The organism is Devosia sp. (assembly GCF_036676215.1).
In the GTDB taxonomy this organism is placed as follows: Bacteria; Pseudomonadota; Alphaproteobacteria; order Rhizobiales; family Devosiaceae; genus Devosia.
This window is the reverse complement of the sequence record NZ_JAKFDJ010000063.1, coordinates 1-22,886: the sequence shown is the minus strand read 5'-3', so window position 1 is coordinate 22,886 and position 22,886 is coordinate 1. Positions and strand designations below refer to the sequence as shown.

Annotated in this window: 24 protein-coding genes; 15 read left to right on the top strand and 9 right to left on the bottom strand. The window is 61.9% G+C overall.

What is annotated here, in order from left to right:
• The first annotated feature begins 4 nt into the window (after window positions 1-4).
• The 10 genes from nuoH to V6M52_RS06010 all read left to right on the top strand — a co-directional run bounded on the left by nuoH (window position 5) and on the right by V6M52_RS06010 (window position 10,609).
• Window positions 5-1,102 carry an NADH-quinone oxidoreductase subunit NuoH gene (gene nuoH / locus V6M52_RS06055; RefSeq protein WP_332688571.1) on the top strand — a complete coding sequence of 366 codons (1,098 nt, stop codon included), beginning with the start codon at window positions 5-7 and terminating at the stop codon, window positions 1,100-1,102.
• On the top strand, window positions 1,102-1,590 hold the full coding sequence (gene nuoI, locus V6M52_RS06050) for an NADH-quinone oxidoreductase subunit NuoI (protein WP_332688569.1): 489 nt from the start codon (window positions 1,102-1,104) through the stop codon (window positions 1,588-1,590). Before nuoH ends, nuoI begins: the two co-directional genes overlap by 1 nt.
• An 11-nt stretch (window positions 1,591-1,601) precedes the next feature.
• Window positions 1,602-2,210 (top strand): NADH-quinone oxidoreductase subunit J, encoded by a 609-nt coding sequence (locus V6M52_RS06045; protein ID WP_332688567.1) that lies wholly within the window; start codon window positions 1,602-1,604, stop codon window positions 2,208-2,210.
• Window positions 2,211-2,225: 15 nt separating this feature from the next.
• The gene (gene nuoK / locus V6M52_RS06040) at window positions 2,226-2,534 is read left to right on the top strand and encodes an NADH-quinone oxidoreductase subunit NuoK (protein WP_056234449.1); all 309 of its coding nucleotides are present in this window, start codon (window positions 2,226-2,228) and stop codon (window positions 2,532-2,534) included.
• An 11-nt stretch (window positions 2,535-2,545) separates the two neighbouring features.
• Window positions 2,546-4,651, top strand: a complete 2,106-nt coding sequence (gene nuoL / locus V6M52_RS06035; protein WP_332700389.1) for an NADH-quinone oxidoreductase subunit L — start codon at window positions 2,546-2,548, stop codon at window positions 4,649-4,651.
• Window positions 4,651-6,219: an NADH-quinone oxidoreductase subunit M gene (locus V6M52_RS06030; RefSeq protein WP_332688563.1), complete on the top strand. Its 1,569-nt coding sequence runs from the start codon at window positions 4,651-4,653 to the stop codon at window positions 6,217-6,219. Before nuoL ends, V6M52_RS06030 begins: the two co-directional genes overlap by 1 nt.
• Before the next feature lie 9 nt (window positions 6,220-6,228).
• Window positions 6,229-7,674, top strand: coding sequence for an NADH-quinone oxidoreductase subunit NuoN (nuoN, locus tag V6M52_RS06025; protein ID WP_332700387.1), 1,446 nt, complete (start codon window positions 6,229-6,231; stop codon window positions 7,672-7,674).
• Entirely contained in the window at window positions 7,675-8,505 is an 831-nt protein-coding gene (locus tag V6M52_RS06020; protein WP_332694149.1) for a biotin--[acetyl-CoA-carboxylase] ligase, read from the top strand.
• 74 nt (window positions 8,506-8,579) lie between these two features.
• Window positions 8,580-10,253: a ribonuclease J gene (locus V6M52_RS06015; protein WP_332700385.1), complete on the top strand. Its 1,674-nt coding sequence runs from the start codon at window positions 8,580-8,582 to the stop codon at window positions 10,251-10,253.
• 107 nt (window positions 10,254-10,360) lie between these two features.
• Window positions 10,361-10,609, top strand: a complete 249-nt coding sequence (locus V6M52_RS06010; protein WP_332693088.1) for a DUF1467 family protein — start codon at window positions 10,361-10,363, stop codon at window positions 10,607-10,609.
• A gap of 19 nt (window positions 10,610-10,628) precedes the next feature.
• On the opposite strand, the gene V6M52_RS06005 is transcribed toward V6M52_RS06010, so the two are convergent.
• Window positions 10,629-10,958 (bottom strand): MmcQ/YjbR family DNA-binding protein, encoded by a 330-nt coding sequence (locus V6M52_RS06005; RefSeq protein ID WP_332693085.1) that lies wholly within the window; start codon window positions 10,956-10,958, stop codon window positions 10,629-10,631.
• A 327-nt stretch (window positions 10,959-11,285) separates the two neighbouring features.
• On the opposite strand from V6M52_RS06005, the gene proS reads away from it, so the two are divergent.
• From proS to V6M52_RS05990, 3 genes are read left to right on the top strand one after another with little or no spacing between them, the layout of a single operon-like run.
• Window positions 11,286-12,635, top strand: a complete 1,350-nt coding sequence (gene proS, locus V6M52_RS06000) for a proline--tRNA ligase (protein WP_332700383.1) — start codon at window positions 11,286-11,288, stop codon at window positions 12,633-12,635.
• Window positions 12,636-12,694: 59 nt separating this feature from the next.
• Window positions 12,695-14,002 (top strand): ABC transporter permease, encoded by a 1,308-nt coding sequence (locus tag V6M52_RS05995; protein ID WP_332693091.1) that lies wholly within the window; start codon window positions 12,695-12,697, stop codon window positions 14,000-14,002.
• Entirely contained in the window at window positions 13,995-14,681 is a 687-nt protein-coding gene (locus tag V6M52_RS05990) for an ABC transporter ATP-binding protein (protein WP_332700381.1), read from the top strand. The genes V6M52_RS05995 and V6M52_RS05990 overlap by 8 nt, the downstream gene beginning before the upstream one ends.
• Window positions 14,682-14,715: 34 nt before the next feature.
• Here the strand turns inward: V6M52_RS05990 and V6M52_RS05985 are convergent, their stop codons facing one another.
• The 7 genes from V6M52_RS05985 to V6M52_RS05955 all read right to left on the bottom strand — a co-directional run bounded on the left by V6M52_RS05985 (window position 14,716) and on the right by V6M52_RS05955 (window position 20,455).
• Window positions 14,716-15,132 (bottom strand): HIT family protein, encoded by a 417-nt coding sequence (locus tag V6M52_RS05985; protein WP_332693075.1) that lies wholly within the window; start codon window positions 15,130-15,132, stop codon window positions 14,716-14,718.
• A gap of 3 nt (window positions 15,133-15,135) precedes the next feature.
• Entirely contained in the window at window positions 15,136-16,260 is a 1,125-nt protein-coding gene (locus V6M52_RS05980; RefSeq protein ID WP_332700379.1) for a hypothetical protein, read from the bottom strand.
• Between the two features lie 55 nt (window positions 16,261-16,315).
• Entirely contained in the window at window positions 16,316-17,494 is a 1,179-nt protein-coding gene (locus V6M52_RS05975) for a GNAT family N-acetyltransferase (protein WP_332700377.1), read from the bottom strand.
• Window positions 17,495-17,572: 78 nt separating this feature from the next.
• Window positions 17,573-18,337 carry a glycerophosphodiester phosphodiesterase family protein gene (locus V6M52_RS05970; protein ID WP_332693066.1) on the bottom strand — a complete coding sequence of 255 codons (765 nt, stop codon included), beginning with the start codon at window positions 18,335-18,337 and terminating at the stop codon, window positions 17,573-17,575.
• Between the two features lie 58 nt (window positions 18,338-18,395).
• The gene (locus V6M52_RS05965) at window positions 18,396-18,854 is read right to left on the bottom strand and encodes a RidA family protein (protein WP_332693063.1); all 459 of its coding nucleotides are present in this window, start codon (window positions 18,852-18,854) and stop codon (window positions 18,396-18,398) included.
• Window positions 18,851-20,173, bottom strand: coding sequence for a DNA polymerase IV (locus tag V6M52_RS05960; RefSeq protein WP_332693060.1), 1,323 nt, complete (start codon window positions 20,171-20,173; stop codon window positions 18,851-18,853). Before V6M52_RS05960 ends, V6M52_RS05965 begins: the two co-directional genes overlap by 4 nt.
• A gap of 3 nt (window positions 20,174-20,176) precedes the next feature.
• The gene (locus V6M52_RS05955; RefSeq protein WP_332693057.1) at window positions 20,177-20,455 is read right to left on the bottom strand and encodes a DUF3572 family protein; all 279 of its coding nucleotides are present in this window, start codon (window positions 20,453-20,455) and stop codon (window positions 20,177-20,179) included.
• Window positions 20,456-20,553: 98 nt separating this feature from the next.
• On the opposite strand from V6M52_RS05955, the gene V6M52_RS05950 reads away from it, so the two are divergent.
• Window positions 20,554-20,925 (top strand): response regulator, encoded by a 372-nt coding sequence (locus V6M52_RS05950; protein WP_046170152.1) that lies wholly within the window; start codon window positions 20,554-20,556, stop codon window positions 20,923-20,925.
• Between the two features lie 91 nt (window positions 20,926-21,016).
• Window positions 21,017-22,387: a PleD family two-component system response regulator gene (locus tag V6M52_RS05945; protein WP_332693047.1), complete on the top strand. Its 1,371-nt coding sequence runs from the start codon at window positions 21,017-21,019 to the stop codon at window positions 22,385-22,387.
• A gap of 409 nt (window positions 22,388-22,796) precedes the next feature.
• Here V6M52_RS05945 and rpmG read toward each other — a convergent pair.
• The coding region (gene rpmG / locus V6M52_RS05940; RefSeq protein WP_332700404.1) for a 50S ribosomal protein L33 at window positions 22,797-22,886 on the bottom strand (90 nt) is incomplete at its 5' end.

Genomic DNA, 22,886 nt, shown 5'->3' with positions numbered 1-22,886 from the left:
TACAATGGACTTTATTCTCTCCGCTCTCGACTATCTGCTCGGCATCCCGGTCCTTGGCTGGGGCGTGCAGATCGGGCTCGTCTACAAGATCCTGCTGGTTCTGGTGTCGCTGCTGATCTTTACGGCCTTCATCCTGCTGGCGGATCGCAAGATCTGGGCCGCGGTGCAGATTCGTCGTGGCCCCAATGTCGTCGGCCCCTTCGGCCTGCTGCAGAGCTTTGCCGACCTGCTGAAATTTGCGCTCAAGGAGCCGATCATTCCGGGCGGCTCCGACAAGGTGCTGTTCCTGCTGGCCCCGCTATTGACCGCAACACTGGCTCTGGCTGGCTGGGTGATCGTTCCGTTCGGCCCGGGCCTGGTCATTGCCGACATCAATCTGGGCATTCTCTACCTGCTCGCGATTTCCTCGCTGGGCGTCTACGGCGTCATCATCGGCGGCTGGGCATCCAACTCCAAATACCCGTTCCTGGGTTCGCTCCGCTCGGCGGCGCAGATGGTATCCTACGAGGTCTCCATCGGCCTCGTCATCATCACCGTGTTGCTCTGCGTGGGCTCGCTGAACCTCAGCGATATCGTGGTTGCACAGCAGGAGATGGGCCTCGCCAATACGCTCGGCGTGCCGTGGTTGAGCTTCCTCAACTGGTTCTGGCTGCCGCTCTTCCCGATGTTCGTGGTGTTCTACATCTCGGCCCTGGCGGAAACCAACCGCCCGCCATTCGATCTTGCAGAAGGCGAATCCGAGCTGGTGGCAGGCTTCATGACCGAATATTCGGCCACGCCCTACATGCTGTTCATGCTGGGTGAGTACATCTCGATCCTGCTGATGTGCGCGATGACCACCATCCTGTTCCTGGGTGGCTGGACCTCGCCGATCGACCTGCCGCCATTCACCTGGATTCCGGGCGTGGTGTGGTTCGTCGTCAAGCTGAGCATGGTCTTTTTCATGTTTGCCATGGCCAAGGCCATCGTGCCGCGCTACCGCTACGACCAGTTGATGCGCATTGGCTGGAAGGTTTTCCTGCCTATGTCGCTGGCCATGGTCATCATTGTTGCATTCGTCCTCCAGCTCACTGGCTGGGGCTGGCATGGAGGGATGGCCTGATGCGCGCCGCCCAAGTCGTCAACACGCTGCTGCTCACGGAGCTGGTGAAAGCCTTCTTCCTGGCGATGCGGTATTTCTTCTCGCCCAAGCCGACGATCAATTACCCCTTCGAAAAGGGGCATGTGAGCCCGCGCTTTCGTGGTGAACACGCATTGCGTCGCTATCCCAACGGCGAAGAGCGCTGCATCGCCTGCAAGTTGTGCGAAGCCATCTGCCCGGCCCAGGCCATCACCATCGAAGCTGGTCCGCGCCAGAACGACGGTACACGCCGCACCGTGCGTTACGACATCGACATGGTGAAGTGCATCTATTGCGGCTTCTGCCAGGAAGCCTGCCCGGTCGACGCCATCGTCGAGGGTCCGAACTTCGAATTTGCCACCGAAACGCGTGAAGAGCTCTACTTCTCCAAGGAAAAGCTCCTCGCCAACGGCGACCGTTGGGAGCGTGAGATCGCTGCCAACCTCAGCGCCGACGCGCCGTATCGCTGAGAGAGAAGAGCATGACCCTTCCGCTATTCTTCTTCTATCTGTTCTCGGCAATCGCGATTGCGTCAGCCCTGATGGTGATCTCGGCGCGCAATCCCGTGCATGCGGTGCTGTTCCTCATCCTGACCTTTTTCAACGCCTCGGGCCTGTTCATGCTGGCCGGCGCCGAATTCCTCGCGCTGCTGCTCATCGTGGTCTATGTGGGCGCCGTGGCGGTGCTGTTCCTGTTCGTCGTGATGATGCTCGACGTCGATTTCGCTTCGCTGCGCCAGGGCTTCCTGCAATACGCGCCCATCGGCGTGGTCGTCGGTGCGATTCTGCTGCTGGAGCTGCTGCTGGTTGCCGGCAGCTTCGTGGTGTCGCCAGAGGTCGCGGCGGGGTCGGCCCTGCCGATCGATGGCGCGGTCGACAACATGCGCGCCATCGGGCTGGTGCTCTATACGCGCTACATCTTCCTGTTCCAGGGGGCAGGTGCGGTACTGCTTGTGGCAATGATCGGCGCAATCGTGCTGACACTGCGCCACAAGTCGAATGTCAAGCGGCAGGATCCCATCGTGCAGGTTGGCCGCAAGGCCTCCGAGACGCTGGAAGTCGTCAAGGTCAAGAGCGGTCAAGGGCTGTAGGAGACAAACATGGGCTTGGGTATCGGGCTCGGTCACTACCTGACCGTAGCAGCAATTCTGTTCACACTTGGCGTGTTCGGCATTTTCATCAACCGCAAGAACATCATCGTCATCCTGATGTCGGTGGAACTGATCCTCTTGGCGGTCAATCTCAACATGGTGGCGTTCAGCGCCGAGCTCGGCGATCTGCAAGGGCAGATTTTCGCGCTGCTGATCCTGACCGTGGCTGCCGCCGAGGCCGCCATTGGCCTGGCTATCCTCGTTATCTTCTACCGCAACCGCGGCTCCATCGCGGTTGAAGACGTCAACATGATGAAGGGCTAAGAACCACCGCTATGATTCAAGCGATTGTTTTCCTGCCCCTTATCGGTGCGCTCATTGCGGGGCTGCTGGGCCGTAGCATCGGTCACCGGCCGAGCGAGTATATCACCACCGCCCTGCTGCTGATCTCGGCCGTCTTGAGCTGGGTCGTCTTTCTGCCGGTCGCTTTCGGCGGCGGGCTGATGGGCGCTGAAATCGATGGCCATACGGCCGTGCTCAAGGTCGAGGTCATGCGCTGGATCCAGGTCGGCGACATGGACCTGCGCTGGGTGCTGCGCGTCGATACGCTGACCGCCATCATGCTGGTCGTGGTCAATACCGTGTCGAGCCTCGTGCACGTCTATTCCATCGGCTACATGGCAGAAGATCCGCATCGCAACCGGTTCTTTGCCTATCTGTCGCTCTTCACCTTCGCCATGCTGATGCTGGTAACAGCCGACAACTTCCTGCAGATGTTCTTCGGCTGGGAAGGCGTGGGCCTGGCGTCCTATCTGCTGATCGGCTTCTGGTACACCCGTCCGTCTGCCAACGCCGCGGCGATGAAAGCTTTCGTCGTCAACCGCGTCGGCGACTTCGGCTTCGCGCTCGGCATTTTCGGCGCCTTCATGGTGCTGGGCCATATCGACTTCGACGGCGCCTTCCATGCGGCCGGAGAGTTCTCCACCACCGGACTGCCGGTGATGCAGTTCCTCGGCTGGCAGCTCGACGCTATGACTGTCATCTGCCTGCTGCTGTTCATGGGTGCCATGGGCAAGTCGGCGCAGTTCCTGCTGCACACCTGGCTGCCGGACGCCATGGAAGGTCCGACCCCGGTGTCGGCGCTGATCCATGCCGCCACCATGGTTACGGCCGGCGTCTTCATGGTCGCCCGCCTGTCGCCGCTGTTTGAAACCTCGCCTTTCGCGCTGACCGTCGTCATGGTCATCGGCGCCATCACTGCCTTCTTCGCGGCAACGGTCGGCCTGGTGCAGAACGACATCAAGCGCGTCATCGCCTATTCGACCTGCTCGCAGCTCGGCTACATGTTCGTGGCCTTGGGGGCAGGGGCCTATTCGGCGGGCATCTTCCACCTGTTCACCCACGCCTTCTTCAAGGCACTGTTGTTCCTGGGCGCCGGCGCGGTGATCCACGCCATGCACCACGAACAGGACATGCGCAACATGGGGGGCCTCCGCAAGAAGATACCCCTCACCTATGCCATGATGCTGATCGGCACGCTGGCACTGACAGGCGTCGGAATTCCGGGTTCGGGTTTCCTCGGCTTTGCGGGTTTCTTCTCCAAGGACTCGATCATCGAGGCGGCCTATGCTGTTGGCGGTAATACCGGCATGTTCGCCTTCTGGCTGCTGGTGATCGCCGCGCTGTTCACGAGCTTCTATTCGTGGCGCCTGATCCACCTGACCTTCCACGGCTCGCCGCGCGATGCCATCCATGGCTATGGCCATCATGTTGAAGCGCATGATGGCGCCAGCCACGATGAGCCGATCGCCGACGATCATGCCGCCCATGGTCATGACGATCATGGCCATGCCCATGGCAGCGCTTATGATCATGCACACGAAGCGCCCAACGTCATGCTGGTGCCGCTCTATGCGCTGGCCGCTGGCGCGGTCCTAGCCGGTGCAGTGTTCTACGGCATGTTCTTCCATGATGTGGAGCATATCGAACACTTCTTCGCCGGCTCGATCTTCGTCGACCACGAGATCATCGAGGCCGCCCACCACGTCCCGCTCTGGGTCAAGTGGAGCGCCACCATTGCGATGCTCGCCGGCTTCGTGAGCGCCTATTACATGTATATCCGCCGTCCGGATGTTCCGGGCAGGCTGGCGGCCGCCAATCCGGGGCTTTACCAGTTCCTGCTCAACAAGTGGTATTTCGACGAGCTCTACGACACGATCTTCGTCAGACCGGCCCTATGGATCGGACGCGCCTTCTGGAAGGGCTTCGATGACTGGCTGATCGACGAGAGACTGTCCGAAGGCCTTGGCCGCCGGGTGCAGAATGTCACGTCCTGGGTCGTCAAGCTCCAGTCCGGCTACCTCTACCACTATGCCTTCGCCATGCTGATCGGCATTGCGGCACTGCTGACCTGGGCCATCGCGGCCGGGGGACTGATCTGATGACCTTCGAAAATACCATCCTCACAGTCCTCACCTGGCTGCCGTTTGTCGGCGCGACGGTGCTGCTGTTCACGCCCAGTTCCTCGCTCAACGCCATCCGGTGGATGACGCTGGCCGTAACGGCGATCGTGTTCGTGCTGTCGCTGGCCATGTGGCAGAGCTTCGATCCGTCCGACCCGGGCTTCCAGTTCGTGGTCGACATTGCCTGGATCGGCGACAGCATCGGCTATCGCGTCGGCGTGGACGGCATTTCGGTGCTGTTCGTGGTGCTCACTGCGCTGCTGATGCCCTTCGCCATTCTGGCAAGCTGGGAAATCGACAAGCGGGTCAAGGAATACATGATCGTATTCCTGGTGCTCGAAACGCTGATGATCGGCGTGTTCACCACGCTCGATCTGGCCATGTTCTACGTGTTCTTCGAAGGCACGCTGCTGCCGATGTTCCTGATCATCGGCATCTGGGGCGGCGCGGCGCGCATCCAGGCCAGTTACAAGTTCTTCTTCTACACCTTCACCGGTTCCGTGCTGATGCTGCTGGCCATCATGGCCATGTACTGGAATGCCGGCACCACCGACATCGTGCGGCTCCTGGCGCATGACTTCCCGGAATCCTGGCAGGCCTGGCTGTGGTGGGCGTTCTTTGCTTCGCTGGCCGTCAAGATGCCGATGTGGCCGTTCCATCGCTGGCTGCCAGAAGCCCACGTGCAGGCGCCGACCGCCGGCTCGGTCATTCTGGCCGCGATCCTGCTGAAACTCGGTGGCTACGGTTTCCTGCGCTTCAGCCTGCCCATGTTCCCCGACGCCTCGCTGCAGTTCGCCAACATCATCTTCTTCCTGTCCGTCGCTGCCATCATCGTCACCTCACTGGTGGCGCTGGTGCAGACCGATATCAAGAAGCTGATCGCCTACTCCTCCGTCGCCCATATGGGCTTCGTGACCATGGGCATCTTTGCCGGCAACGCGCTGGGCATCCAGGGCGCCATGTTCCAGATGATCTCGCACGGCATCGTGTCCGGCGCGCTGTTCCTCTGCGTTGGCGTCATCTATGACCGCATGCATACCCGCGACATCACCGCCTATGGCGGCCTGGTCGATCGCATGCCGCGCTATGCCTTCGCCTTCATGGTCTTCACCATGGCCAATGTCGGACTGCCGGGCACGTCCGGCTTTGTCGGCGAATTCCTGACCATGCTCGGCATCTTCCAGGTCAATACCTGGGTGGCGTTCGGTGCCGCCTTCGGGGTGATCTTCTCGGCCTGCTATGCGCTCTGGCTCTATCGCCGGGTGATTTTCGGCGCCCTGACCAAGGAAAGCCTCAAGTCGATCCTCGATCTCAATCTGCGTGAAAGGGTCATCCTCTATCCGCTGATCGTGCTGACCATTGTCTTCGGTTTCTATCCCGCACCCATCCTCGATACGACGGCTACGGCGGTCGACAGTCTGGTGGCGCATTATGCGACATCGGTCGGCCTTGATCCGGCCGTGTCGCTGGCCGATGCGCAGGCGCCACTCGTCCACGCCGAACCGGTGGCCGCCGCTGAGCCGGCCGCCGCGCTTGCTGCCCACTAGGAGAGTCCCGTGAACTCAGACGTTATCGATTTCGCGAGCCTGGCTCCCGCCTACCCGGAAATGCTCCTGGCCGTAGGCGCCATCGTGCTGCTCCTCGTCGGCGTGGTGATCAACAAGGAGCGCTCCCTGCTGGTCTCCTATGGCGCTGTGCTGCTGCTCCTCGTCGTGGGCGCCGTCATCCTCTTTGCACCGGCGGAAGGCGTGATCTTCAACGGCGTCTTCATCGCCGACAGCTTCGCGCGCTTCATGAAGGTGCTGGTGCTGGGCGGCTCGGCCTTTTCGCTGATGCTGGCCCTGCCGCGTGCCGAGGAGAACGGCACGCATAAGTTCGAATATGCCATCCTCGTGCTGCTGGCGACGCTGGGCATGATGGCCATGGTCTCCGCCAACGACCTGATGAGCCTCTATGTCGGGCTGGAACTGCAGTCGCTCGCGCTCTATGTGCTGGCTGCCATCAAACGTGACGACAGCAAGGCGACTGAAGCGGGCCTCAAGTATTTCGTACTGGGCGCCTTGTCCTCGGGCATGCTGCTCTATGGCGCATCGTTGATTTACGGCTTTACCGGCCACACCAATCTGCAGGAAATCGTGGTGGCCATCGCCAATGAGGGCCGCTCGATCGGCCTGATCTTCGGCCTGGTGTTCCTGCTCGCCGGCGTTGCGTTCAAGATTTCGGCCGTACCGTTCCACATGTGGACGCCAGACGTTTATGAAGGCGCGCCAACCCCGGTCACCGCATTCTTCGCCACGGCCCCCAAGGTGGCGGCCATGGCGCTGCTCGTGCGCCTTGTCATGGACACCTTCCAGGGCATAGCCAGCGACTGGCAACAGATCGTCATCTTCCTGTCGATCGCCTCGATGGTGCTGGCGGCGTTCGCGGCCATCGGCCAGCGTTCAATCAAGCGACTGATCGCCTATTCCTCGATCGGCCATGTCGGTTTTGCGCTTGTCGGCCTGTCGTCGGGAACGCAGGTCGGCGTCGAGGGTGTCGCCATCTACATGGCGATCTATGTCGCTATGACCGTGGGCCTGTTCGCGTGCCTCCTGTCGCTGCGGACCGATGCTGGCTATGTCGAAACCATCGATGAACTGGCCGGCGCGGCTCAGAGCCGGCCTTTTGTGGCGGCCATCATGGCGATCATCATGTTCTCGCTGATCGGCATGCCGCCGCTGGCCGGGTTCTTCGCCAAGTGGCATGCGTTCCTCGCCGCCATCGACGCCCAGCTTTACGTGCTGGCGGTGATTGGCGTCCTGGCGTCGGCCGTGAGCGCCTTCTACTACCTGCGGGTGGTCAAGGTGATGTATTTCGATGAACCGGTGCGCGAGTTCGAGGCGGTGCCCGCCGAGCTCAGTATCATCATGGCGGTCAGCGGCTTCCTGCTCGTGACCTACTACTTCACTGTGGGCGGTCCGCTGGCGAGCTTTGCCCATACGGCCGCCGGAAGCCTGTTCTAGGTGAGCGACTTCGCCCTCGGACTCAAGGCACGCGCGGCCGGCTATCGGCTGCGCGGCTATGACAGCATCGGCTCGACCAATTCCGAGGCGCTCGAGGCGGCGGCCGCCGGCGACCGCGGCGGTATCTGGTTCGCCGCGCGCCAGCAGACGGAGGGCAGGGGCCGCCGTGGCCGTCAGTGGGAGAGCCCGCACGGCAATCTGGCTGCCACGCTCTTGATCGTGCCCGAGGCCGATCCCACCTTGGCGGCAACGCTGGGCTTCGTTGCCGGCGTTTCGCTCAGCAGCGCCCTGTCGGTCATATTGCCTGGTGGACTGGTCAAGATCGGCATCGATGGGGCTGATGCAATGGGTGGCAATTCCCGCATTGCTCTCAAATGGCCCAACGATGTGCTGGCCGATGGCGCCAAGCTTGCCGGCATCCTGCTGGAAGCCAGCAAGCTGCCCGACGGCCGCCACGCCATCGCCATTGGCTTTGGCGTCAATACGGTTGCAGCGCCACAGCGATTGCCCTATCCGGCGACCAGCCTGGTTGATCTTGGGGTAAAGCGGACCGCCGAAGACGTCTTCGAAGCGTTGAGCGACGCCTGGGTGGACATTTTCGGCGTCTGGGATGACGGCCGGGGCATCAGCGATGTGCTGAAGCAATGGCGAGCCTCTGCTGCCGGCATCGGCGCACCGGTCGCGGTCAACCAGAACGGCGAAGTGCTCCGTGGCATCTTCGAGACAATCGACGACGCCGGACGATTGATCGTCCGCGTCGATGACAATCGCCGCGTCGCGATTACCGCGGGCGACGTACATTTTGGGGCAACGGCCAGCGCCCGAAGCTGACCACAAACAACTGCGCAGGCGACCGGCGACCAATGATCGCCCCGGCGTTGCGCTCGAAAGGACTGAACTGACCCATGGCTAAAACCCAAAGGGATGAACTCGTCTTCGTGCCGCTCGGCGGCGTTGGCGAGATCGGCATGAATATGGGCGCTTACGGCTTCGGGCCGGAACGCTCGCGCAAGTGGATTGTTGTCGATTGCGGCGTGACCTTCGGCGGGCCCGACCTGCCGGGGATCGAGCTGATCATGGCCAATCCCGAATTTCTCGAGGAACGCGCCGACGACGTGTTGGCGCTGATCCTGACCCACTCCCACGAAGATCACTACGGCGCCGTGCTCGACCTATGGCCGGGCTTCGAAAAGCCGGTCTTTGCCACCCCGTTCACCGCCGCCATGCTGGCGGCCAAGCGGGCAGGGGACGGCATTGTCGAGAATGTCGACATCACCATCATGCGTCCCGGCAAGCCCTTCACCGTCGGCCCCTTCACCATCGAGGCGATCAATGTCGCCCACTCGATCCCCGAATCCAACGCGCTGCTGATTTCCACGCCCGTGGGCCGCGTGCTGCATACCGGCGACTGGAAGCTTGACCCGACGCCGGTTGGCAATGCCCCGACCGATGTCGCGCGCCTGCAGAAGATTGGCGAGGACCGCTCGACGCCGCTGGCGCTGATCTGCGACTCGACCAATGCGCTCAAGGATGGCGAGAGCCCCAGTGAAGCCGAAGTGGCCGCCAATTTGGCTGCCATGATCGCGGAATCGCCCAACCGTGTCGCCGTGACCACCTTCGCCTCGAATGTCGGCCGGGTGATCTCGATTGTCCGGGCGGCTGAAAAGGCCGGCCGCCAGGTGGTGATGTCGGGCCGCTCGCTGCACCGCATCACGGGCATTGCCAGGGAACTCGGCATGCTCGAGGGCCTGCCGCCGCTGCTCGACCAGGATGCCTACAGGTCCATTGCCCGCAACAAGATCGTGCTGATCTGCACCGGCTCGCAGGGCGAGGCCCGCGCCGCCATCGCCCGCATCGCCCGCGGCGAACATCCAGTCATCGATCTGGCCGCCGGCGATCGCATGATTTTCTCGTCCTGGGCCATTCCCGGCAACGAGCGCGAAGTCATCGATATCCAGAACATGCTGATCGATAAGGGTGTCGAGGTCATCACCCAGAATGACGGTTTGGTCCATGTTACCGGTCACCCCCGCCGCGACGAATTGCGCAAGCTCTACGACTGGGTGAAGCCCGAAGTGCTGGTCCCAGTCCATGGCGAAGCGGTGCACCTGCAGGCCCATGCCAAGCTGGGCCGCGATTCCGGCATTCCCAATGTCTGCGGCATCCGCAACGGCGACCTGGTGCGGCTCTTCCCCGAAACCATGAGTTTCCCGGCCGAGGTGCGTACCGGCGAGCTCTATCTCGATGGCCTCGTACTCTGCACGCCTGACGAATCCGGCGTCAAAGGCCGGCGCCGCCTGTCCTTTGGCGGCCATGTGGTGGTCAGCCTGTGCGTCAATGGTGGTGGCCAGGTCGTTTCGGGTCCCGATCTGGTGATCGAAGGCCTGCCGGAGACCGAGGACGAGTCACTGAGCGAACTGGTGGAAGACACCATTGCCGGCGTCATCAAGTCCATGCCGCCCAAGCGGCGCAGCGATACCGAAGTGCTGAACTCGGCCCTGTTCAAGGCCATCCGCAATGAGGTCAATGCCTATTGGGGCCGCAAGCCTAACGTTTCGGTCTTCGTACACCGGGTCTAGTACCCCCGGAACGCGCGAGCTGCGGCAATAAGCAACGGCGCTTCCCGCTTCCGCGGGAAGGCCGCCGGGCGTATGTGAAGACAGGTCACGTCGCGAAGGAAACGTCCATGCAGATCGGCTCCATCATCGCCGTCTTCTTCGTCATCTGGTGGCTCAGCTTCGTTGCGGTGCTGCCGATTGGCAATCGGAGCCAGGCAGAAGCTGGAGAAGTGGTGGCCGGCACCGATCCGGCGGCGCCGGTGACGCCCAGATTGCTGCGCAGGGCGTTGATTGCCACGGCACTGGCGGTCGTGATGACAGGGCTGCTGTTCTGGGCCCTCAGCAACGAGACCCTGTACCACTACTGGAACCGCTGAGGCTCCTCGAAGCTCGAACCTATCCCCGCTTGCGTTTCGGCTTACCAATGGCATGGGCATAGGCCATCGCAAGTGCGGCCTGGAGATCCTGCTCGGTGGCGGCTGCCAGCATTGCAGTCGTCCACCCCTGACGACCCCAGGCATTGTCGATAGGCGCAAAGACCTCAGGCGCGAGCTGGCATTTGAATTCCTGCTCGTCCGGCGAGAACTTGAAGTTCGCCGTCAGGCCATCCGCCGCAAGGGTCACGTAAATGCGGTCGACCTTGAAGGCCGCACGATCGAAATGCGGCGCCTCACTTGTGTCCGGCATGGCCAGAGCTATGCGTCTGAGGTCTGCCGCATCCGCCATTGCGCACCTTCCGTTTTGGGTGAACCCGGTTATGTTCGATTCCAGAAACAAAAAAGCGGGGCACATGGCCCCGCTGAATAGAGTTTGTTCGACAATACGCTGGTCTTAGGCGCGCTACTGAAGCGCGGTGCCAACGCTCCTCCCTTGACGTTGTCGACGTCCGGCGGTTTGTGACCGCCTGTGCTTTATTGCGAGGGACCCTAACAACTAGAATCCGACCTGTCACGCAGATTCTGCATGCCTTCCATGCTTGCATCGGGTGGACGAGTAGGATTTGAGTGGGCATCAACAAAAGCCTTGAGTCGACGGTCCTTTTCGGGAGTTCACATGCGCCTGTCTCGCTACTTCTTGCCCGTGCTGCGCGACGTGCCCAAGGAAGCCGAGATCGTCTCGCATCGCCTGATGCTGCGCGCCGGCATGATCCGCCAGCAGGCCTCCGGCCTCTACTCCTGGCTGCCGCTCGGCTACAAGGTGCTGATGAAGGTTCAGAGGATCATCGAGGAAGAGCAGGATCGCTCCGGTGCGGTGCAACTGCTGATGCCCACCATCCAGTCAGCCGATCTGTGGCGCGAATCCGGGCGCTACGACGCCTATGGCAAGGAAATGCTGCGCATCGAGGACCGGCACGAGCGGGAATTCCTCTATGGCCCGACCAATGAGGAGATGATCACTGACATCTTCCGCAGCTATGTGAAGTCCTACAAAGACCTGCCGCTGAACCTCTACCACATCCAGTGGAAGTTCCGAGACGAGGTGCGCCCGCGCTTCGGCACCATGCGTTCCCGTGAATTCCTGATGAAGGACGCCTATTCCTTCGATCTGACCAAGGAAGACGCGGTGAAGGCCTATGAACGCATGTTCGCGGCTTATCTGCGCACCTACGCCCGCATGGGCCTGACGGCGATCCCCATGCGAGCCGATACCGGTCCCATTGGCGGCGATCTCAGCCATGAGTGGATTGTGCTGGCCGACACTGGCGAGAGCGCCGTGTTCTGTGACCGGCGCCTGCTGGATAAGCCCATTCCTGGCAAGGACACCGATTTCCGTGGCGATCTCAAGCCGCTGTTCGACGACTGGACGTCGCTCTATGCGGCCACCGAGGACATGGTCGATATGGCCGAGTTCGAGGCTGCCGTGCCGGAGGAAAACCGCGTTTCGGCGCGCGGTATCGAAGTCGGCCATATTTTCTACTTTGGCACCAAGTATTCCGAACCCATGAAGGCGACTGTGACCGGTTCCGACGGCAAGGAAGTCGTCGTGCATATGGGCTCTTACGGCATTGGACCAACTCGTCTGGTGCCCGCCCTGATCGAGGCGTTCCACGACGACGCTGGTATCGTCTGGCCGGTTTCGGTGGCCCCCTTCGAGGCCGTGCTGATCAACCTCAAGGCCGGCGACGCGGAATGCGACGCGGCCTGTGACGCGCTTTATGCCGAACTCAACGCGGCCGGTCTCGACATGCTCTATGACGACCGTGACCAGGGCGCCGGCGCCAAATTCACCACGGCCGACCTGATCGGCATCCCCTACCAGATCATCCTGGGGCCCCGCGGGCTCAAGGCGGGCGAAGCCGAGATCAAGCACCGCAAGACCGGCGAACGCGAAACCCTGCCGATTGCCGCGGCAGTGGCGCGGCTCAAGGGCCTCATCGAACCGCAGCGAAAGACCGACATTTGACCGACACGGCGCCGCCTCTGCTGAACAAGGGCACGCGCGCTTTCTCGCGCTTTGAGTGGATGGTCGCGGGACGTTATCTGCGCGCCCGCCGCAAGGAGGCGTTCATCTCGGTGATCGCTGGCCTCACCATGGTAGGTGTCGCCATTGGCGTGGCGACGCTGATCGTCGTCATGTCGGTGATGAACGGCTTTCGAGCCGAACTGCTGACCAAGATCCTCGGCCTCAACGGGCATTTCACCGCCTATCCGATCGAGCGCGAATTCACCGACTACAAGGAGACGGTGGCGGCGCTCGAACAGATCGATGGCGTCAGCTTTGCCGTCTATTTCGTCGAAGGCCAGGTGCTGGCATCGGGGCGGGGCAGTTCCACTGGCGTGACCGTACGCGGCATGGACGAGGAAAACCTCAAGAAGCTCGACCTGCTCTATAATGCCGCCGAGCAGGGTGGCTGGGACCAATGGGACGAGACCAAGGGCATTGCCATTGGCTATCGCCTGGCCCAGACGCTGGGCGTATCGCTGGGCGACCAGGTGCAGATCATCAATCCCGATGGCGCGATGACACCCTTCGGCTCAACGCCGCAGATCCGATCCTACCCGGTCAATGTCATCTTCGACCTGGGCATGGTCGAGTTTGACAGCTTCTTCATGTATATGCCGCTCGAGCCGGCGCAGGACTATTTCAAGATGTTCGAGGAAGTCCTCAGGCCCGGCATGGGTCCGCTGGACCCAATGGCGACCGATGAGGAAATCGACGCCGCCTATGAGCGCATCAACCAGGCGACGGCGGCGGAAATCTTCATCGACGACCCCGACAACACCACGGTGATGCGGCAGCGCCTGCAGGCCGACCCGTCCGCCCGGCCGCTGGTGCTGACCGATTGGCAGCAGCGCAACGAGACGTTCTTCTCGGCGCTGCAGGTCGAGCGCGTGGTGATGTTCACCATCCTTTCGATGATCATCCTCGTCGCCGCCTTCAATATCATTTCCAGCCTGATCATGCTGGTAAAGGACAAGAGCTCGGACATTGCGGTGCTGCGGACCATGGGCGCCACGCGCGGCGCCATCATGCGCATCTTCTCGATCACCGGCACCACGATCGGCGTTGTCGGCACGCTGACCGGCGTAGTGCTCGGCCTGATCGTCGCGGCCAATGCGGAGCCGCTGCGGGCCTTTGTGTCCAACACGCTGGGCGTGGCCATCTTCCCGCCCGAGGTGTTCTTCCTGTCCTCGCTGCCCTCCAAGACTGACCCCATGGAGGTCACTGTCGTGGTGTGCCTGGCACTGGGTCTGAGCTTCCTCGCCACGCTCTATCCGGCCTGGCGCGCCGCCCAATATGACCCGGTCGAGGCCCTGCGTTATGAGTAAACCGCATCTGGTGCTGACCGACGTCCACCGCCATTACGGCGAGGGCGACAAGATCGTCCGCGTGCTCGAGGCAGCAAACCTCACCGTCAATAGCGGGGAACTGGTTGCCCTGGTAGCGCCGTCAGGCGCCGGCAAGTCGACACTTTTGCACCTGTCCGGGCTGCTGGAGAGCCCGCAGGGTGGCGAGGTCGAGGTCATCGGCATCAAGACCAGCAAGCTCGGCGATCGCGGGCGGACGCAGTTGCGACGCTCCACCGTCGGCTATGTCTACCAGTTCCATCATCTGCTGCCCGAGTTCACCGCGCTGGAGAATGTCTCCATGCCGCAGCTCATCGCCGGCAAGTCCCCCGCCGACGCCAACAAGCGTTCGATGGAACTGCTGGACCTGCTGGGCATAGCGCCGCGCGCCAGCCACCGCCCAGCCGAGCTGTCCGGCGGCGAGCAGCAGCGCGTCGCCATTGCCCGCGCCGCCGCCAACCACCCCAAGGTGATCCTGGCCGACGAGCCCACCGGCAATCTCGATCCAGAAACTAGCGACCTGGTCTTCGAAGCCCTGGCCAACCTGATCAAGAACGAGGGTGCGGCCGCGCTTATCGCTACGCACAATCACGATCTGGCGCGCCGCGCCGACCGCATCGTGACGCTCAAGGGTGGCTTGGTGGTCGAACACACTTTGTGATCGGCGTCGGTGTGGAACTGACTAGCCACGACCGCTAGAGGGCCGCGGCGATATCCCTGGCCAACATGGCCAGCTCGCCGTCCTCGGCTTTGCCGCCCCCATGCACGCCTAGCGGCACGCCCTCATAGACCGGTATGATATGGAAATGCAGATGGAACACCGTCTGCCCGGCCGGCGTCTCATTGAACTGAACCACACGGATACCGTCTGCGCTGGTTGCCGCCTTCACCGCTTTGGCGACATTCTGTACCAACGGTATCACCGCGGTGAGCGTGGCCGGATCGGCGTCCAGGAGGTTGCGCGACGGCGCTTTGGGCACGATCAGCGTGTGCCCCCGTGACTGCGGAAACAGGTCCATCATCACCAGCGCGACATCGTCCTCATAGACCTTGTGCGCCGGGATTTCGCCGCGCAGGATTTTGCCGAAGATGTTGGACGGGTCGTAGCTCATGGTTCACTCCGCCGGCTGGGAAACGTCCGGCTGCTCCTTCTGGAAGAAACGGAAACGGAAGTAGTTGAGCACCGCCAGCCCGGTCATCGTCACCGGTATGTAGCGGAAGCCACGGCGAATGAAGAACAGGGCGATGTTGACGGCGGTTGCCGCACTCATGGCGCCTTTGCCCATGGCCGAGGTAAACGCCGACGGCACGATATGACGATAGATCAGCGCATCTGAACGGTAGTAGTCGCGCGCCCGCAGGGCAAAGGCACGCTTGGAGGCCGAATAGGCCTTGAGCTCATCCATGCCCATGTCGCCATGGAATTCCACTTCGGAGCCAAGCGCCCACACTTCAGGCGGCGCCAACCGGCTACTGCCGATCTCGGTAATGAGTTCGGTCAGCTCACGAAAGGTGACATTGTTGGCGTTCCAGCAATCCTCGGTCTTGGCACCGTGGGAGAGAATAAGCACATCGGCCCGTTCCAGCTTTTCGCGCATGCTGGCGTAGCTGCCTGCCGTGAAGTCGACGCCGGACTTCGCCGTCTCGACAATGCCGCCCAGCCCGGTCAGTTTCTCCACCATCGCCGAGCCGAAAGCGCCGCGGGAACCGGTCACCAGGAAGCGCCGCCCTTCGATCTGGCAGGTCGTGCCGAAAATCAGGTCGAACACATTGGCAAAGGACGAAAAGAAGTTGTGCGGATAGACGTGGTGCATGGCGTGGTAATTGTTGTCCACCCACAGCAGCCCCTGCTGCCCCCCGACCCGGTCCATCGACATGTGGTTATAGTCGAGCCCTTCCTCGCGCAGCGTCATCACCAGCATGAGCGTGCGCAACGCGGCCACGGCCGCGATGACCGGCCACGGGAAGACCAGCAGGAAAACCAGGGTTCCCGCCATTGCGGTCAGATATTCGGGCAAGATGTGGAACCACACATTGGCACGGGCATAGGCAGGGTTGATCTGCATATCGAGGCCCAGGAACTTGTGGTGCACCCAGTGCCATGACGACAAGGTCCGCAGCAGGGGGATGCGTGAGCTCTCCCATTTGTGCAGCGTCCAGTGCAACGCGTCAAATAGGGCCGTCGACACGATGAAGACGAGGGCGGCCTGCAGCAGGAATACGATAATGTCCCAAATCATGGGCTGTTACATAAAGCGGTTGGCGGCAACGCGAAAGTGGCGATAGTGCCACCCATCAGCGGTCAGTCCTCTCGCCCTTGCGGAACGGGGTGAACTGTTCGAGCAGTTCCTGGCTGCGCTCCACCGACATACGCTCGCGTTCCAGATGGTCCGCAACCGCCTGGCGCAGGCCCGGATGGGCAATCCAGTGCACCGAATAGGTGGTGGCCGGCGCATAGCCGCGCGCCAGCTTGTGCTCGCCCTGCGCGCCCGCCTCGACGACCGCCAGCTTGTGGGCGATCGCATAGTCGATGGCCTGGTAGTAGCAGAGCTCAAAATGCAGGAACGGCACGTCGCGCGTGCAGCCCCAGTTGCGCCCGAAGATGCGATCCTTGCCGACGAAATTGATGGCACCGGCAATGGGCGTTGCGCCATCATAGGCCAGCATCAGCACGATGCGGTCGGCCATGGTCTCGTTCAGTCGCGAGAAGAATTCTCGATTGAGATAGGGCCGGCCCCACTTGCGCGACCCGGTATCCTCGTAGAAATCATAGAAGGCGTCCCAGTGATGCTCCTTGAGATCGGAGCCGCTGAGCCATTGCACAGCCAGTCCTTCCGCCAGCGCATCGCGACGCTCGCGGCGGATGGTCTTGCGCTTCCGCGAGGAGAGGGTTTCGAGAAATTCCTCGAAGCTGGCGAAGCCCTCATTGTGCCAGTGGAACTGGGTATCGAGCCGCCTGAGCCAGCCATCGGATTCGATCTCAGCGGCCTCGGCCTCAGGGACGAAAGTGGCATGGACCGACGATGCGTTGCGCTGACCGGCAAGCTGCTGCGCCGTCGAGAGCAGCGCTGCCCGGATCGCCGGGTCGCCGGATGGCACCAGCAGCTTGGGCGCCGTTGCCGGGGTGAATGGAACCGAGCATTGCAGCTTGGGATAATAGCTGCCGCCGGCCCGCTCCAGTGCGTCGGCCCACCCATGGTCGAAGACATACTCACCCATGGAGTGGGACTTGAGGAACAACGGCATCAGCCCGACCGGCCGGCCTTCATCGTCGCTCAGCAGGATATGCTGCGGCTGCCAGCCGGTGCGCGCAGTGGCGCAGCCCGATGCCTCGAGCGCCAGGAAAAAGGCATGGTCCAGGAAAGGGTTATCGGAGCGCCCGTCAGTAGACGGCGCAAGGCCATTCCACACATCGGCGGGAATGCCCGCCGTGCTGGGATGGATGGTGGCGCGAAAAATCGGCTGGTCTGCCAAGGGAGTTCCGGCGGCGGTCAATGGACGACCCAAGATAGGGCTATTCGTCCATTATTGTAAGGTTGCCTCGGCCGCCAATCACGCAGATTTGGCGGCCGGAGCAAAACCCTCGAACACGATCTGGTCCACAAATGGCAGGGCCGCATCGGCCTCAGCCTGCGAGCGGATGGTCCATGCCGTGACCGGCTTGCCAAGCGCCCGCCAGAAGTTGATGGCGGGGAGCTGAAGCGCATTCTTGTCGCAGGAGATGAAATCGAACTGCGTCTCGTGCCAGTGCAGCAGGTGCCGCAGGGTGAAGCGCTGCTCGTCGGTCAGGTGGCCATTTTCGTCGGTATCGGCATAGTCATAGGTGATGATGCCGCGCAATCCGCTGAAGCCGAACTGGCGGATCGCCATCAGCAGGTGCGGATCGAACGATTCCACCGTCACCGGGCCATCATAGGATTTCAGCGCCTCGGCCGCCGCTCGGGCCAGCAATTGCGTGCCTGCCACATCACGCTGATGCTTGAGCTCGATCTGCAGCAGCGCACGGCCACCGATCTGGCTGAGAAAGTCGACAAAGCGCTGCGGGCAGTCGCCGGCGGCGCTGCCCAGCAGAGGCGTCGTGGTGATGTCGGCGGCCGTGGTATCGGCAACCGCGCCGTCCTTGCCCAGCAGGCGCTTCATGTCCGCGTCATGAAACACCACCGGCACGCCATCGCTGGTCAGTTGCAGATCGCATTCGATGGCAAAGCCGCCGACGATTGCTGCCTCGAAGGCGCTGGCACTGTTCTCGATGAAGCCCTCGGCGCGATCATGCAGGCCGCGATGGGCAATCGGATTGGGGAACATGGATTGGGTCATGCTGGCCTCGCCGCGTTGAGGGGCCTCAATGGCACCGTATTGTGACGATGGTGTTGCACTAGACTTCGACCACAGCCTCGATTTCTACGGCGGCGCCGAAGGGCAGGGAGGCCACACCGAAGGCCGCGCGGGCATGCTTGCCCTTGTCGCCCAGCACGCCAACCAGCAGGTTGGAACAGCCATTGGCCACCAGATGCTGTTCGGTGAAATCGGCGGTCGAGGCCACCAGCACCGTCACCTTGAGGATGCGCTTGATATCCTGCAGTGGCACGCCACCCATATGGACAATTTGCGACAGCACGTTCAGTGCGGCCAATTCAGCGGCATTGCCGCCCTGGACGACATTCATGTTGTCACCGAGCAAACCGGTCACCACGCCGCCTGCATTGCTCGATATCTGTCCCGAAACATAGAGGATGTTGCCGGACCGCGTCACGGGCACATAGCTGGCAACGGGCGCCTTGGGCGAGGGCAGTTCATAGCCATATTCGCGGAGCTTTTCGATCGGACTGGTCATCTGGTCTTGCCTTCGTTCTGGTCGTCTGGTTCGGCCGGCATCGACGCCGGTTTCTGCTTATACAGCTTGCCACGGACAACGGCCTCGCGACCGAAGCGATTACGGACACGGTCCATGGCGCGCTCTGCCGCCGCTTTTCGGGCGATTGCAGGCTCCAGCAAATCTGCCGGATCACTGCCGTCCGCCGCATCGATACCTGAAACACCGATTCCGATCAGCCGGAAAGCGGTACCATCGACTTCGCGTTCCAGCAGCGACAGGCCGGTCTCGTAGATGACATTGGCCAACTGTGTGGGGATCATCAAATGCCGGGCGCGCGTGCGCAAGCGGAAACCGGCAGATTTGAGCTTGAGCGTCACAGTGTCGCCCACGACCTGCTTGGCCTTGAGTCGCTCGGACAGACGTTCCGTCACCTTGAGCAGTTCGGTGGAAAGCTCATCCAGACCACTGATGTCATTATTAAAAGTTGTCTCAGAAGAGATGGTTTTCATTTCTTCATCGGACGAAATCCGGCGGCTGTCTTCACCCCGCGCCAGGCGGGCGAGTCGGGCACCGGTTTCGCCATAGCGGCGCATCAGGTTTTCCGGCGGCTCGTCCTGCAGCTGGCCAATCGTCACTAGACCATCCCTGCGCAAGGTCTCTGCAAACACCTTGCCCACGCCATAGATGAGGCTGATGGGCCTGGGCGCGAGGAAGGCCAGCGTCTCGGCCTGACCGATCACCGCGAAGCCACGGGGCTTGTCGAGGTCGGACGCGACCTTTGCCAGAAACTTGTTGTGGCTGAGGCCCACAGAGATGCTGACGCCGATCTCGGTCTCTACCGCCCGGGCAAACCGGGCCAGCACCAATGCCGGCGGCGCCTTGTGCAGCGCCTGCGTCCCCGACATATCCAGGAATGCTTCGTCGATGGACAGCGGCTCGACCAGCGGCGTCAGCGCGTCCATATGCTGGCGGATCTGCCGGCTGACCGCGACATATTTGGCCATGTGCGGCTTGATGATGACGGCATCGGGACAAAGTTGCCTGGCCTTGAACATCGGCATGGCAGAACGGACGCCTGATTGCCGCGCGATATAGCAGCAGGTTGACACCACCCCGCGCGCGCCCCCGCCAATGATCAGCGGCTTGTCGCGCAGGCTGGGGTCATCGCGCTTCTCCACCGAAGCGTAGAAGGCGTCGCAATCGACATGGGCGATCGAGAGACTAAACAGTTCCTCATGGCTGCGCAGGCGCGGTGAACCGCAGCTTGGGCAGCGCATCGGGGCAATAGCGCCCGTGCCGTGTTCCAGGCAATCGCGACAGAGCCACTGGAGGGGCACGACTCACTCCGTCGGGTTGAGCCGATGCCAGACCCGCATGAATTGTTCGGGCGACATGCCGGAATTTGCGCAGAGTGCGAGCAGAATCGGTTCGTTTGAGGCAAAATAGTCGATGAGGCCACGCTGCAGGGGAGGGGAACCGACCGACCGGCGAAGGGCGTCGGGATCAAGACCGGCAAACTGCATGAAGGCGAGCAGTTCTTCCGGGTTTTCGGCCAGATAGCCAAGGCAAGCCTCGGCCAGTGGAGCGACGGAAGGTTCGGCTCTCTCGGAACGCGGCACCGCAGGCCCTCATTTGGTGTTTTGTAAGAGATTCGATGGTAGCTGAATGGAGCGGCAAAGCGAAGCCGCCAGCGCCTTGATGGCGCGGAGAAGGATCCATGCCCAAGACTGTGATGATCGTGGAAGACAACGAGCTGAATATGAAGCTCTTCAACGATCTGCTGGAATCGCGCGGTTACGCCGTCATCCAGACCCGCAATGGCATGGAGGCGCTCGATCTCGCGCGCGCCCACCGGCCCGATCTGATCCTCATGGATATCCAGCTCCCCGAGGTGTCCGGCCTTGTGGTCACCAAGTGGCTCAAGGACGACGATGACCTGGCGCACATTCCCGTTATTGCCGTCACAGCCTTCGCCATGAAGGGCGACGAGGAGCGGATTTTGCAGGGCGGTTGCGAGGGTTACATCAGCAAACCCATCTCGGTGCCTCACTTTCTGGAAACTATTGCCCGCTACATTGGCCCGGCCTGATCGTACAGAGCCACTCCAGCGGCCTGCCTGATCGGCCCGCTCGACGCCGATGGGGGACGCCGTTGGCCAGCGCACAGTTTCGGGGCCCAGAGTGACCGCACGCGTACTGATTGTTGACGACATCCCGACCAATGTCCGGCTGCTCGAAGCGCGACTGACAGCCGAATATTATGACGTCGTCACTGCCGCCTCGGGGCCACAGGCCCTCGACATCTGCCAGACCTCCGATGTGGATATCGTGCTGCTCGACGTCATGATGCCGGACATGGACGGCTTCGAGGTCTGCCGGCGGCTCAAGTCAAATCCACGGACCCAGCACGTGCCGGTGCTGATGATCACGGCCCTCGACCAGCCATCGGACCGCGTGAAGGGGCTGGAGGTGGGCGCCGACGACTTCCTGACCAAGCCAGTGGATGACGTGCAGCTGATGGCGCGCGTCAAAAGCCTGGTGCGCCTCAAGTCCCTGACCGACGAACTGCGCGCCCGCGCCACGACCGGCCAGCAAATCGCCATCGAAGATGCCATTCGGGCCATGGACAAGATCAGCACCGCTGGCGGCTCTATCCTGATTGTCGACACCGACCAGCGGCATGCCGAGCGGATCAAGAATTATCTCACGCCCGAGCACAGCGTGGATATCTTGACCCAGCCGGCGGATGCGGTGTTCCAGGTGACTGGCGCACAATACGAATTGGCCCTGGTAGCAATGTCGCTGACCGACTTCGATCCGTTGCGCGTCTGCTCGCAGATACGCACGCTGGATAACACGCGGACGCTGCCCATAATCCTGGTCGCCGACGAGACCGACAAGCCGCGCGTGGTCCGGGCACTTGATCTGGGCGTCAACGATTTCATCTCCCGGCCGGTGGAACGCAACGAGCTGGCAGCGCGCGTGCGCACGCAGATCCGCCGCCATCGCTATGCCATGGAACTGCGCCAAAGCGTCAACAATACCATGGCATTGGCCGTGACCGACGATATGACCGGCCTCTACAACCGACGCTATTTCGACCGCCATCTTGGCGTGATGCTGGGCAAGGCGCAGAGCCAGGAGCGCGACATGGCGCTGATGATCCTGGACATCGACCACTTCAAGGCGGTCAACGACACCTATGGCCACGATATCGGCGATGCCGTACTCCGCGAATTCGCCATCCGGCTCAAGCGCAACATTCGGGGCGTTGATCTAGCTTGCAGATTCGGCGGCGAGGAGTTCGTGGTGCTGATGCCCGATACCGATTTCGGCCAGGCCGAACTGGTGGCTGAGCGGGTGCGGCAGTCGATCGCCGAGAAGGTGTTTGAGGTCAATGCCGGCCGGCCGCTGTCGGTGACGGTTTCGGCCGGGGTGACGCTCAACGAGAGCGCGTCCGACACGCCGGAATCGCTGATCAAGCGGGCCGATGTGGCGCTCTATCGCGCCAAGCGCGAAGGGCGGAACCGGGTGGTATTCGACGCCGCCTGAAACCCGCGCAATTGGCTGTGTTAGGGTTAAGCGTTATAATTAACAAAGCTTTACCGGACCGGGAATGCCGGAAATCCTTGAGTTTTTTCGGCCTTGGCGTAGGTTGCCCTCAACACAGCAAGTGACCCAAAACGGGACAGTTGCTGAGGGTTCCCTACGGCTCTCTCAGGTCCGCCGCAACTCCTGAGTCCCGTGGGGCGGCTGGTCCGGATGTGGACAGAGTGGCCTCTTCGACATGCCACTCCGGACCAGCCACTCATTCACCTCCCATTCGATCCGCCTTAGCACTCGCCCAATGGGGTAGCAGATTGCCGGCATCGACAGCGCATATCAGCATCACACCAGACAGCAAAAAGCCCCGCATCGGTGATGCAGGGCTTTTTGATTCTCGGATCGAGCAGGCGCCAGATTACTTGATCTTGGCTTCCTTGAACTCGACATGCTTGCGCACAACCGGATCGTACTTGTTGTACGAGAGCTTCTCGGTCTGGGTGCGGGC